The following is a 12,903-nucleotide window of genomic DNA, read 5'->3' as shown; positions in this document are numbered from 1 at the left end:
GGGGGTCAGATCTCGACCTTCGACCCTAGCTCCACGATCCGGTTGGCCGGCAGGTGGAGGAAGTCCGCCGCCGCCGCCGCGTTGCGGTGCATCGAGGCGAAGAGCTTCTCCCGCCACAACGCCATGCCCGAGCCGATCGTCGGGATGACGATGTCCCGCGACAGGAAGTAGCTGGTCTCCATCTCGTCCAGATGCACCCCGCGCTGCTCCAGCAGCTTGAGCGCGTCCGGCACGTCGGGCTCGTTCTTGAAGCCGAAGTGCAGCGTCACCTGCCAGCAGTCGTTGTCCAGGCTCTCGACCTCGACCCGCTTCTCGAAGCCGATCCACGGCACCTCGTGATGCTTGACGCTGACGAACAGGTTCTGCTCGTGCAGCACCTTGTTGTGCTTGAGGTTGTGCAGCAACGCGTTGGGCGTCGTGCCCTGCTCGGCCGACAGGAACACCGCGGTGCCCTGCACCCGCGTCGGCGGGTTGATGAACACCGCCTCGAGGAAGCTCTTCAGATCGATCGCGTCCTCGCGCAGCTTGTCCGACAGCAGCCGGCGGCCCTGCTTCCAGGTCAGCATCAGCGTGAACATGCCGAAGCCGATCAGCAGCGGGAACCAGCCGCCGTGCAGCACCTTCAGCAGGTTGGACGCCAGGAAGGTGGCGTCGATGACGAAGAACGCGCCCGTCGCCAGCACGCACAGCCACAGCGGGTACTTCCAGCCGAAGCGGATCACGAAGAAGGTCATGACCGTGGTGATGGTCATGTCGATGGTCACCGCCACGCCGTAGGCGCCGGCCAGCTTGCTCGACGACTCGAAGAACGCCACCGCCATGACGACGAAGGCGAACAGGCCCCAGTTGACGAACGGGACGTAGATCTGGCCGATGTCGCGCACCGACGTGTGCACGATGCGCATGCGCGGCAGCAGCCCCAGCTGCACCGCCTGCTTGGTGACCGAGAACGCCGCCGTGATCAGCGCCTGCGACGCCACGATCGCCGCCAGCGTCGCCAGCACGAACAGCGGGATCTCCGCCCAGCTCGGCGCGAGCAGGAAGAACGGGTTCTTGATCGCCTCCGGCCGGTCCAGCAGCAGTGCGCCCTGGCCGAAGTAGTTCAGCGTCAGCGCCGGCATCACGAAGCTGTACCAGGCGATGCGGATCGGCTGCTTGCCGAAGTGGCCCAGGTCGGCGTAGAGCGCCTCGCCGCCGGTCACCACCAGCACCACCGCGCCCAGCGCGACGAAGGCGATCCAGCCGTAGTGCGTGCAGAAGTCGATCGCCCACATCGGGTTGATGGCCTGCAGCACATGCGGATTGCCGATGATCTTGGGCACGCCCAGCAGCGCCAGCGACGTGAACCACACCAGCATCACCGGCCCGAAGGCCTTGCCCACCCCGCCGGTGCCGAAACGCTGGACCGCGAACAGCCCCGCCAGCACCACCAGCGAGATCGGCACCACCGCGTCGTGGTACTGCGGCGCGTAGACCTCGATGCCCTCGACGGCCGAGAGCACCGTCATCGCCGGCGTGATCACCGCGTCGCCGAAGAAGATCGCCGTGCCGAACAGCCCCACCAGCATCAGCCCGCGCCGCAGCGTGGGCTTCTCGCGCACGGCCGTCGTGGCCAGCGCGAGCATGGCGATCAGGCCGCCCTCGCCGTTGTTGTCGGCGCGCAGGATCAGCAGCACGTACTTGAACGAGACCACGATGGTCATCGTCCAGAACAGCAGCGACAGCACCCCGAGGATGTTGTCGTGCGTCATGGGGACATGCGCGCCGTGGAAGACTTCCTTGAGCGCGTAGAGGGGACTGGTGCCGATGTCGCCGTAGACGACACCGAGGGCGCCGATGGTCAGGCCGGCCAGGGCGGCCGGCGAACGGGGCGCGTGATGTGAACTCACAAGGATCGCGGCGGCCACCCGGGCCGCCGGAAGTCGAAAACGCGTATTGTCTGCCTTCCGTTGTGCGGTGCGTCAATGGCCCCCGCCCCCGTCACGGGGGCGGGGGTTGACGGCGATCACTGGAACACGTAGCTCGCCCCGACGTTGAAGCGCCGGCCCAGCACGTTGGACGCGCCGCTGTCGTAGTAGCTGAACACGGTCGGGATGCCGTTGGCGCGGTCGTAGTCGTTGGTGACGTTGATGACGCTGGCCGACAGGGTCAGGCCCTTGATGCCGCTGTACGAGGCGCCCAGGTCGATCGTGCGGTCGCGGCCCACGCGGCAGCGGTTGAGGTTGCTCAGGAAGGCCCGCTGCGCCGCGGTCAGCGACGAGCACACCGTGCTCGACAGCGGATCCGCGTGGTTGAAGCGGATCCAGCCCCGCGCCCGGTCCGTGTCCCACTTGAACGTCGCGCTGGCGCGGGTCTTGGAGATGTCCGACGCCGTGGTGCCGACCTGGTGCTGCACCTCGCCGCCCTTGAGGATCAGCTGGTCATAGCGCGCCGTGTAGGTGCCGTTGACGTTCATGCTGAACTTGCCCCACGCCATCGCCGGCAGGCGGATGTTGAGGTCGTAGTCGATGCCCGAGGTCTTGGTCCACTCGTTGTTGCCGTACTGGCGCACCAGCATGATGATCGGGCCGCTGTTGGCCACGCCCGGCAGCCAGGTCTCGGGATTGGGATCACGCACGACCTGCACGTTCCCCGAGTTCGGGTTGGCGTTGTAGTCGTCCATGATGTCCACGCCGCGCTGCGAGCGGATCTCGTTCTTGCGGTGGAAGTACCAGCCGTCGATCGCCAGGTCCGCGTACTTGCTCGGCGTGAAGATCATGCCGGCGGTGAACGAATTGGACTTCTCCGGCTCCAGGTTCGGGTTGGCGCTGATCACCGTCGGGATGCTGCCCGGGTTGGTCGTGCCCGACGGCACCGCGCTGAAGCCCAGCACGTTGCAGTCGCGGTTCACCGACACCGGCGCCTTGCTGACCGGGGCGTTAGGGTTGCTGGTGTCGCAGCGCAGGCTGTCGAAGACGCGGCGCTCCTGGAAGCTGTGGAAGGACAGCGCGAACGAGTTGCCGATCTGCGAGATCGCCGGCGCGCGGAAGCCCGTCGCCGCCGTGCCGCGGAACACCATCAGCGACGGCAGCGCCGTCCACTTGAAGCCGGCCTTGCCGGTGGTGCTGTTGCCGAAGTCGTCGTAGTGCTCGTAGCGCGCGGCGGCCTGCAGCTCCAGCTGCTTCACGACGGGCAGGCTCAGCTCGGTGAAGGCGGCATACGACTTGCGGCTGCCCGAGGCGCCGTTGGCCACCAGGCCGATGTAGTCGCCGGTGCCGTAGACGTCGTCGGGGATGGCGTCGAGCTTCTCCTTGCGCAACTCCGTACCGACGGCGATCGCGGCCGGGCCGCCCGGCAGCTGGAACAGCTCGCGGCTGCCGCGCAGGTCCCAGGACACCAGCTGCGACTTGCCTTCGTTGTAGGCCGTCGACGACACGCTGTTGATCGCCTCCTGCGAATTGGTCTTGCCGAAACGGTAGGTGCCGTTGGCGATCGCCGCGTTCAGCAGCGAGCTGCGCACGCGGCCTTCCTGGAAGCGCTCGTTGTTGTTCTGGCTGACCAGGATGGCGGTGTCGAAGTCCCAGCCGAAGGCGGTGCCTTCAAGGCCCGCCGTCAGGCGCGTGGAGCGCAGGATGTTGATGTCGCCCCGGGGCAGGTCCTCGAAGCGGTAGATCAGCTGCACCTGCTGCTGGTTGGCCGTGCCGTTGGTCGGGTTGTCCGGGTGGCCGACGGGCAGGATGATCGCGTTCTGACGCAGGAAGGTCCCGTCCAGCTTGGGCCAGGTCGTCGCGACCGGATTGCCCGAGGTCACCAGCGACGTCGTCATCGCGTACGGCACGCGCTGCTCGGTCGTCTTGGTCTTCGAGTACATCAGGTCGGCATACGCGGTCAGGTCGTTGTTGATCGCGAAGGTGCCGCGCACCATGCCGCTCTGGCGGTCCTGCTTGGCGACGATCTCGTCCGCGTCGTCGAGGCTGAAGCGGCACAGTCCCGTCGGCAGCGAGCCGGTCGTGGGCAGGAAGCCCGCGGGCCGGTTCGGCACGCCCTGGCCGACGGTCCGGTCCGCCGGGCAGCCCGACAGGGTGCCCAGGTAGTTGGCGCCCGACAGGCTGTTGTTGGCGACGCTGATGCCGCCGATCGTGGTGGAGCCCGTCAGGCTGGTCGGCACGCGGTAGTAGTTGCCATAGAACGATGCCGACGAGTCCGGCGTGAAGCGCGCCAGCGAGCCGTTGGACGTCAGGTACTGGTTCTGCAGCGCGAGGTTGCCGCGGTCCTTCAGCTCGTTGGCCATGACGCTGTCGCGCTTGGAGACTTCCAGGCCGCCGAAGACGTTGAAGCGCTGCGTGGCCAGGTTGCCGAAGCCGAAGGTGATCGCGCCGTTCTTCGTCGCGCCGACGCCCTGGTCGTTGGCGCCGTAGGAGGCGCTGCCCTCGATGCCCTGGTAGTCCTTGCGCAGGATGTAGTTGATGACGCCGGCCATCGCGTCCGAGCCGTACATCGCCGAGGCGCCGTCCTTCAGGATGTCGATGCGTTCGATCGCCTCCTTGGGGATGGTGTTGACGTTGATCATCGTGCCGCGGCCGAAGTTCACGTCCACCGCCGCGACCGGCGCGGTGCGACGACCGTTGATCAGGATCAGCGTGCCCTGCGAGCCGAAGCCGCGCAGCGAGATCGTCGACAGGCCGCCGACGAAGCCCGATGCGGCGCCGTCGCCGATCGAGCCCAGGTCGACGGCGGAGTTCGCACGCAGCAGCTCCTCGACGTTGGCATATCCGGAGTTGCGGATGTCTTCGCGCGTGATACTTTGGACGACCGACGGCGTCTCCTTGTCGGTGCGCTTGATCAGCGTGCCGGTGATCTCGACGCGCTCCAGCTTCTTCGAGTCATCCGCCGAAGGGGACGTGGCCGCGGCCGATGCGGCGGCGGCGGGGGCCTGCTGGGCGTGGGCCTGGCTGGCCAGCGCGAGGGCGACGGCAGCCGCAAGCTGCAAGGGCTGCACCGGAAGCAGGCGCTGCGGACGGGAAATTCGACGGACCATGAAAGAACACTCCTGTGACGGGACTCGGGGGAGACGGGGTCACGGTAAGGAGGGGCGTCTTTCAGGCCATGATGCTTTGTGATGGACTTGTGAAACTTTGGTTATGAATGCGTCATCGACGTCGCCCGAGGCCGCCGAACACTTCGTCATCCGACGCATGTCGCTGCGCCACGCACGGGTGCTGCTGGCCCTCAACGACACCGGCAGCATCAGTGCTGCCGCCGATCAGCTGCATGTGACGCAGCCCGCCGTGAGCAAGACGCTGGCGGAGCTGGAGCAAGGGCTGGGACAAACCCTGTTCCTGCGGCGCGGACGCAACATGCAGCCCACGCCGCTGGGGCGTCGGCTGCTGACGCTGGCGCGCAAGCTCGATGCCGACCTGCAACGCGCCGCGGGCGACGTCGCCACGATGGTGCGCGGCGCGTCCGGCGAGGTGCGCATCGGGGCGACCAACGCATCGCTCGCCCGCCTGCTGCCCGTGGCCATCACGGCGATGAAGCGCGAGAACCCCGGCGTCACGCTGAGCGTGCGCACGCATGCGTTGCGCTCGCTGTTCGCGGAACTGCAGGCGGGGACGCTGGACCTGGTCGTCGCCCGCGCGATGCCGCAGGACGAGCCGCTCGGGCTGGCGCGCGTGTCGCTGCTGCCGCAACCCGAGGTGCTGACGATGAGCGCGCAGCACCCGCTGGCGCGCACGCCCAAGCTGAGCTGGGAAGTGCTGAGCCACCAGCGCTGGATCTGGCAGTTGCCGGGCACGCGCACGCGGATGCTGATGGACCGGCTCTGGCAGGAGATGGGCCTCGCGCCGCCCGCCGACCTGATCGAGAGCGGCGACGCGATGCTCGCGCTGAGCCTGATGCGCGAGATGCCGCTGGTCGCCGTCATGCCGCACGACATGGCCATGACCGCTGCGAAGCAGGAGGTGGTCGTGATCCTGCCGCACGCCGTCGATCTGGGGCTCGGCCCGATGAGCGTCTGGCACCTGCCCGAAACGCAGGTCGAGGCGGTGGAGCGCTTCAGGCAGCTGCTGGTGGAGACGGCGGGCGCCGAGAGCGGCAAGCACTGACCCGCCTGCCAGGCCCGTGGAGGCGCCGGACAAAAATCGGGCGACCGGTGGAACCAGGGATGCCCGCTGACAACTGAGCCTGACAACCATGAGGTGGTCTCATGGATCGAAGGTCTCCATGTTCCCCCCCATTCCCCCCCAGCGCGTCCACCGCAACGTATCGGGCGCTTCGTACGCAGGGCGTCCCGACAACGCGCGACTGCTGGATCCGGCCCAGACCCGATTCACCGAGCGCCTGTTGAATCTTCCGACCGCCCGCACCGCCCACGGGCTGTCCCCCGCCTCGGGCCAGCGGAGCAACAAGGGTCCGGCCCCTCAGCCGCCGCGATGGCAACAGCCATGGACGCCCCCCGCGGTACTGCGCCTGGAATCCGTGAATGCATCAGTGAACGCATCCGTGAACAAGGCGCGGCCCCAGTCAAGCGGTTGGAAGGAAGTGAGCGAGGGAGAGGCCCGATCGCTGCTGCGTCCCGGCCAGGCGCCGGAGACCCCCTCGGCTCGCGCACCGCACCCTCTCGGGGGCGCGCTGCCATTGCATCTGGCGGATCCGCCGCCCACCCGGTACCAGCGCGTCAAGCGGCGCCTGGCGCAAGCCGTCCCGCTGCCGCTGCGTCGGGCCTGGCGCGCTGTCGACGCCGCCGTGCATCGGCTGATCGACCGCCTGCGTCCGCAGGCGGCCTCGGCTCAGGCGTAGTCCTCGGCGTCCGGATCGGTCGTCTCCAGCTCGTAGCTCGCCGCGAGCATGGCGAGGCGGCCGATCACGCCGTACATGTAGAAGCGGTTGGGCGCGCTGGCGCCGGGCTTCTCGCCCGGGGCGGGCAGGTGCGACGAATGCGCGAAGGCCAGCGGCACATAGCTCGAGCCCGGCGCGTTGAGGTTCTCGTCCTCGGCGCGGTCCGCGTGCACGCGGTAGAAGCCGCCGACGACGTAGCGGTCCATCATGTACACGACCGGCTCGGCGACCGCCTCGTGCATGCGCTCATGCGTCACGACGCCTTCCTGCACCAGCACCTGCGACAGCGCGGGCACGCCCTCGAGTCTGGCCAGCTTGTCGCGCGCCTTGATCGCCAGCACGTCCAGGTCCTTCGCGTCGCGGATCGTCATCACGCCCAGGCCGTGCGTGCCGGCGTCCGGCTTGACGACGACGAAGGGCTTCTCCTGGATGCCGTATTCCTTGTACTTGCGGCGCGTGCGCGTCAGCGTCGCGTCGACCTGCGCCTGCAGCGCGTCCAGGCCGGCACCCGTCGCGAAGTCCAGCCCGTCCACCGCCACCGAGTGCGGATAGATCAGCCACGGGTCCATGCCCAGCAGCTTGGCGAACTTCTTCGAGACTTCCTCGTAGGCGCGGAAGTGCTGGCTCTTGCGGCGCTGCGCCCAGCCGGCATGCAGCGGCGGCAGCAGGTACTGCTCGTGCAGGTGCTTCAGCACGTCCGGCGTGCCGGACGACAGGTCGTCGTTCAGCAGGATGGTGCAGGGATCGAAGTCCTTGAGCATCAGCCGCGAGCGCTGGCGGACCAGCGGCTCCAGCGTCAGCGAATTGCCGTCCGGCAGCGCGACCGTGGTCGGCTCCTTGACCGACTCGTCCAGCGAACCCAGGCGCACGTTCAGCCCCGCCATCGAGAAGATGCGGACCAGCGTCGCCAGGTTCGACAGGTAGAAGCTGCCGCGGTTCTTCGCTTCCGGGACCAGCAGCAGGTTCTTGGCCTCGGGGCAGATCTTCTCGATCGCCGCCATGGCCGCCTGCACGGCCAGCGGCAGCATCTCCGGCGTCAGGTTGTTGAAGCCGCCGGGGAACAGGTTGGTGTCCACCGGCGCCAGCTTGAAGCCGGCATTGCGCAGGTCGACCGAGCTGTAGAAGGGGGGCGTGTGCTCCATCCACTCGAGCCGGAACCAGCGTTCGATCGCCGGCATCGACTCGAGCACGCGCTGCTCCAGTTCATTGATGGGCCCGGTCAGGGCGGTGATGAGGTGAGGGACCATGATGGGCAGCGGCCGCCGGGAGGCGGACCTGAGGGGAGTAAGCCGATTCTAGGCATGCGCAACTGGGGGCGACATGCCGCAAGTCAAGAGGCTGCGTTCCGTCCCTCGAACTCAAGAGGTCCGGCGACAACTCATCAGGCGACACCACTTCGCAAATCCCCATGCTGAACTCCCTGCTGCCGAACTTCTTCACCGCTCGATCGGAGCCCACACTGCCGGCCGAGATCCCGTCGGCGGATGACACGGTCGTCGTCTACGCCAACCCCCAGCGCGGGCGTCGCCTGTACCAGGAACTGGAGCGCCGGACCGGCTTCTCCGGGCCGCCAGGTGGCACTGGCGACGTCGGCCGCCTGCCCGGCAAAGCGGCGTTGTCCCTGCATACCCCTCGACCAGGCGGGACCGATGCGCCGCTGCGCGGCCATCTCATCGATAGCCACACGCTGGTGCTGCGGGCGCCTGATGTCGATGACGCCAGCCGGGCCCGCCTGATCGGCGCGCTGATGCATCACAACGTCGGCCTCATCGTCGACCTGAGCACCGGGGAGTCCTGCCGCACGGGCCCCCACGGCCTGTCCTCCACCTGGGACGGCGAGTTGCCCACCGGCGAACGGGCGGACATCTGTCGGGTCGACACGCCGCCGGCGCAGGGCCTGCCCGAGCGCGCAACGACCGTTCAGCTCGATCTGATGCTGGCTCCGCCGGCATGCCATGGCAAGGCCGCGGCACGGACGCAGAAGTGCAGCATCGATCTGGTGGAACTCGGTCAGGCGGACCCAAGCGACGCCCTGACGGTGGCAGAGGCGCTCGCCCTCGTCCGCCATTGCCAACGCCACCGCCAGGACTGCCCTGACGAGCGGATCGCCTTCCTGTCCGTCGACGGACGCGGGCCTGCCGCCGCGCTGGCCGGCATGGAACGCATCTTCGGGGACTGGACCGGGCACCGGCTGCGCCCTGCCGAAGTCGACGCCGTCACGCTGCGTCACGCCCGTGATCTGACAGCGCTATGCGGCGCCTTCTCCCTGATGGAGAAGGATCTGACGACGATGGCCGACTTCACCGAATACCTCGCCGCAAATCCCCTGAGCGGCGCTCCGGACGATCAGCGCCGGTCCGCGCCGTAACCCCCGCCGCCGGGCGTGCGGATGACGAAGACATCGCCGGGCGCCATCGCCACCTGGCCGATGTGGCCCAGCGGCTCGATCCGGCCGTCGGCGCGCTCGACGAGGTTCTCGCCGACCGCCCCCGGCTGGCCGCCGGCCATGCCGAAGGCGCCCGACGTCCGCCCGTTGCTCAGGATCGAGGCCGTCATCGGCGTCAGGAAACGGATGCGGCGTTCCCCGCCCTCCCCGCCGGACCAGCGGCCCGCGCCGGCCGACCCCTGCCGGATGGCATAGCTGTCCAGCCGCACCGGGAAGCGGAACTCCAGCACTTCGGGATCGGTGAGCCGGGAGTTCGTCATGTGCGTCTGCACGACCGAGGTGCCCGCGAAGCCCGGCCCGGCGCCGGAGCCGCCCGAGATCGTCTCGTAGTACTGGTGCGTCGCGTCGCCGAAGGTGAAGTTGTTCATCGTGCACTGGCCGGCCGCCATCACGCCGAGCGCGCCGTACAGCGCGTTGGTCACGCACTGCGAGGTCTCCACGTTGCCCGCCACCACCGCCGCCGGATGACGCGGATTGAGCATGCAGCCCTCGGGCACGATCACGTCGATCGGCTTCAGGCAGCCGGCGTTCAGCGGGATCGCGTCGTCGACCAGCGTGCGGAACACGTAGAGCACCGCCGCCATGGTGATCGACTTCGGCGCGTTGAAGTTGTTGGGCTGCTGCGCGCTGGTGCCGGTGAAATCGACGGTCGCGCGGCGCGCCGCCGTGTCCACGGTCACGGCCACCTGGATGCGGGCGCCGTTGTCCAGCGGCAGCGTGAACGCGCCGTCCTTCAGCACCGAGATCACGCGCCGCACCGAGGCCTCGGCGTTGTCCTGCACGTGCTGCATGTAGGCCTCGACGGTGGTGCGGCCGAACTGGGCCACCATCGCCTGCAGCTCCTGCACGCCCTTCTCGTTGGCGGCCACCTGGGCGCGCAGGTCGGCCAGGTTCTGCGCCGGATTGCGACTGGGATGCGGCCCCGAGCGCAGCAGGGCCTGCAGCTCGGCCTCCCGAAGCCGGCCCTGCTCGACCAGCTGGAAGTTGTCGATCAGCACGCCCTCCTCGGTGATGTCCCGCGAGAACGGCGGCATCGAGCCCGGCGTGATGCCGCCGATGTCGGCGTGGTGGCCGCGGCTGGCGACGAAGAAGCCCGGACTGGCGTCGTCCTCGTCCAGGAACACCGGCGTCACGACGGTGATGTCGGGCAGGTGCGTGCCGCCGTGGTACGGGTCGTTGAGGACGTAGACATCGCCGCGCTGCATCGACGGGTTGCGCTCGATCACCGAGCGGATCGATTCGCTCATCGAGCCCAGGTGCACCGGCATGTGCGGCGCGTTGGCGATCAGTTGGCCCTGCGCGTCGAACAGCGCGCAGCTGAAGTCCAGCCGTTCCTTGATGTTGACCGAATGGGCCGTGTTCTGGAGCCGCAGGCCCATCTGCTCGGCGATGTTCATGAAGAGGTTGTTGAAGACCTCCAGCACCACCGGGTCGGCCTCGGTGCCGAGCGCCCGCGTGCGGGTGCGTTCGCGGACGCGGGTCAGCAGCAGGTCGCCCGAGGACTGCAGCTCGGCGCGCCAGCCGGCGTCGACGACCGTGGTCGCGTTGCGCTCCGCGACGATGGCCGGACCGTCGATGCGCGCGCCCGGGCGCAGCGATTCGCGGTGGTGGAGTTCGGCGTCGCGCCAGCCGGCGGGCGACTCGTCGGCCAGGCAGTACATGCGCACGCGCTCCAGCGGCTCGGGGCGATGCGCGCTCGCGATGGCGGCCTCGACGGGCGCCTCCAGCGACGCGCCGGCGGCCAGCGCTTCCACCGAGACCGCCTCGATCACCAGCGCGCGGTCCGGCATCAGGAAGGCGAAGCGCCGCCGGTAGGCCGATTCGAAGGCTTCGCGGATGGCGGCGATCGCGGCCGGCGCCGACCCGTCGAGCGGCAGCGGACAGGTGAGCGCCGTGTCGGTGCCCTGGTAGCGGACCTGCGCCCGCGCGATGGTGCGCAACGCGCCGGCGGAGACGCCCTGCGACGCCAGCTCGCCGCCGGCCTGCGCGGCCAGCGACGCCGCCGTCTCGCGCGCGGCGGACAGGCCGTCGGCATCGAGCGCACGCTCGATCGAGGCCTCGCGCATGGCGGTCTGGTCGGCCAAGCCCATGCCGTAGGCGCTGAGTACGCCGGCGAACGGATGCGCCAGGATGCGCGTCATGCCCAGCGCGTCCGCCACCAGGCAGGCCGCCTGGCCGCCCGCCCCGCCGAAGCATTGCAGCGTGTAGCCGGTGACGTCGTAGCCGCGCGCGACCGAGATGCGCTTGATCGCGTTCGCCATCGCGCCGACGGCGATCTGCAACGCGCCGGCGGCGGCGTCCTCCGCCGTCATCGGCTTGCCCGCGGCGGACATCTGCGCGGCCAGTTCGGCGAAGCGCGTCTTCACGACCTCGCCGTCCAGCGGCTCGTCGGCGCCCGGACCGAAGACCTTGGGGAAATGCGCCGGCTGGATGCGGCCCAGCATCACGTTGGCGTCCGTCGTGGCGAGCGGGCCGCCGCGGCGGTAGCTCGCGGGACCGGGGTTCGCGCCGGCCGAGGCCGGCCCGACGCGCAGCCGCGCGCCGTCGAAGGCGATCACCGAGCCCCCGCCCGCCGCCACCGTGTGGATGCTCATCATCGGCGCACGCATGCGCACGCCGGCGACCTCGGTGTCGAAGGCGCGCTCGAACTCGCCGGCGAAGTGGCTGACGTCGGTCGACGTGCCGCCCATGTCGAAGCCGATGACCCGGTCGTGGCCGGCCGCCTCCGCCGTTCGCACCATGCCGACGATGCCGCCGGCCGGGCCGCTGAGGATCGCGTCCTTGCCCTGGAAGCGGCGTGCCTCGGTCAGGCCGCCGGAGCTCTGCATGAAGAACAGCCGCACGCCGGGCATCTCGGCCGCCACCTGGTCGACGTAGCGCCGCAGGATCGGACTCAGGTAGGCGTCGACGACGGTCGTGTCGCCGCGCGGGATCAGCTTCATCAGCGGACTGACCTCGTGCGAGACCGAGATCTGCGTGAAGCCGATATCCTGCGCGAGGCGCTTGGCCGCGAGCTCATGCGCCGGCGCGCGCCAGCCGTGCAGGAACACGATCGCGCAGGCGCGCAGGCCGGCGTCGAACGCCGATTGCAACTCGACGCGCAGCGCGGCGTCGTCCAGCGGCGCGATCTCGCAGCCCTGCGCGTCGACACGCTCGTCGGCCTCGACGACGCGCTCGTACAGCAGCTCGGGCAGCTGGATGTGGCGCTCGAAGAGCCGGGGCCGCGCCTGCGTCGCGATGCGCAGCGCGTCGCGGAAGCCGCGCGTCGTCACCAGCAGCGTGCGGTCGCCGCGGCGCTCCAGCAGCGCGTTGGTCGCGACCGTCGTGCCCATCTTGACGCAGTCGACCTGCTCCGCCGTGATGGGCTCGCCGGCCTTCAGGCCGAGCAGACGGCGGATGCCCTCGACCGCCGCGTCGCGGTAGTGCTCGGGGTTCTCCGACAGCAGCTTGAGCGTGTGCAGCGTGCCATCGGGCGCGCGTCCGACCAGATCGGTGAAGGTGCCGCCGCGGTCGATCCAGAACTGCCAGCGATCGGGGGAAGGGGTGGCTTGCATCGTGAGGTCCAGAAGTCGGAGAGTCGTCGAAAGGTCGTCCGGAGGTCGCCCAGAGGTCGTCGAAAGCGCGTCGGGAGCTCGGCGTCG

The 12,903-nt window shown here is 69.3% G+C and carries 7 protein-coding genes; 3 read left to right on the top strand and 4 right to left on the bottom strand.

The features are described 5' to 3' along the window. Positions 1 to 5: 5 nt before the first annotated feature. Both ACQ4L4_RS23550 and ACQ4L4_RS23545 read right to left on the bottom strand, forming a co-directional pair. On the bottom strand, positions 6 to 1,889 hold the full coding sequence (locus ACQ4L4_RS23550; RefSeq protein WP_431101270.1) for a potassium transporter Kup: 1,884 nt from the start codon (positions 1,887 to 1,889) through the stop codon (positions 6 to 8). Between the two features lie 116 nt (positions 1,890 to 2,005). After that, entirely contained in the window at positions 2,006 to 5,017 is a 3,012-nt protein-coding gene (locus tag ACQ4L4_RS23545; RefSeq protein WP_431101269.1) for a TonB-dependent receptor domain-containing protein, read from the bottom strand. Positions 5,018 to 5,120: 103 nt separating this feature from the next. On the opposite strand from ACQ4L4_RS23545, the gene ACQ4L4_RS23540 reads away from it, so the two are divergent. Both ACQ4L4_RS23540 and ACQ4L4_RS23535 read left to right on the top strand, forming a co-directional pair. Next, complete coding sequence (locus ACQ4L4_RS23540; RefSeq protein WP_431101268.1) at positions 5,121 to 6,083, top strand: LysR family transcriptional regulator; 963 nt, start codon at positions 5,121 to 5,123, stop codon at positions 6,081 to 6,083. Between the two features lie 385 nt (positions 6,084 to 6,468). Continuing rightward, positions 6,469 to 6,777, top strand: coding sequence for a hypothetical protein (locus tag ACQ4L4_RS23535; RefSeq protein ID WP_431101267.1), 309 nt, complete (start codon positions 6,469 to 6,471; stop codon positions 6,775 to 6,777). Here the strand turns inward: ACQ4L4_RS23535 and gshA are convergent. Then, a complete protein-coding gene (gene gshA / locus ACQ4L4_RS23530) occupies positions 6,768 to 8,063 on the bottom strand; it encodes a glutamate--cysteine ligase (RefSeq protein ID WP_431101265.1) in 1,296 nt (431 codons plus the stop codon). The two genes, ACQ4L4_RS23535 and gshA, sit on opposite strands and share 10 nt — an antisense overlap. A 161-nt stretch (positions 8,064 to 8,224) precedes the next feature. On the opposite strand from gshA, the gene ACQ4L4_RS23525 reads away from it, so the two are divergent. Then, entirely contained in the window at positions 8,225 to 9,184 is a 960-nt protein-coding gene (locus tag ACQ4L4_RS23525) for a hypothetical protein (protein WP_431101264.1), read from the top strand. Here ACQ4L4_RS23525 and ACQ4L4_RS23520 read toward each other — a convergent pair. Beyond that, positions 9,163 to 12,816: a hydantoinase B/oxoprolinase family protein gene (locus tag ACQ4L4_RS23520; RefSeq protein ID WP_431101263.1), complete on the bottom strand. Its 3,654-nt coding sequence runs from the start codon at positions 12,814 to 12,816 to the stop codon at positions 9,163 to 9,165. The genes ACQ4L4_RS23525 and ACQ4L4_RS23520 overlap by 22 nt on opposite strands. Positions 12,817 to 12,903 lie beyond the last annotated feature (87 nt).

It is taken from the genome of Roseateles noduli (assembly GCF_050626985.1).
GTDB lineage: Bacteria > Pseudomonadota > Gammaproteobacteria > Burkholderiales > Burkholderiaceae_C > Roseateles > Roseateles noduli_A.
The sequence above is the reverse complement of the archived record's forward strand: the minus strand, read 5'-3'. Positions and strand labels throughout refer to the sequence as shown.

Bases quoted from the DNA above. Each gene is read 5' to 3' on its own strand.
- ACQ4L4_RS23540 (WP_431101268.1), top strand. From the start codon at position 5,121: ATGAATGCGTCATCGACGTCGCCCGAGGCCGCCGAACACTTCGTCATC.
- ACQ4L4_RS23520 (WP_431101263.1), bottom strand. From the start codon at position 12,816: ATGCAAGCCACCCCTTCCCCCGATCGCTGGCAGTTCTGGATCGACCGC.
- ACQ4L4_RS23545 (WP_431101269.1), bottom strand. From the start codon at position 5,017: ATGGTCCGTCGAATTTCCCGTCCGCAGCGCCTGCTTCCGGTGCAGCCC.
- gshA (WP_431101265.1), bottom strand. From the start codon at position 8,063: ATGGTCCCTCACCTCATCACCGCCCTGACCGGGCCCATCAATGAACTG.
- ACQ4L4_RS23525 (WP_431101264.1), top strand. From the start codon at position 8,225: ATGCTGAACTCCCTGCTGCCGAACTTCTTCACCGCTCGATCGGAGCCC.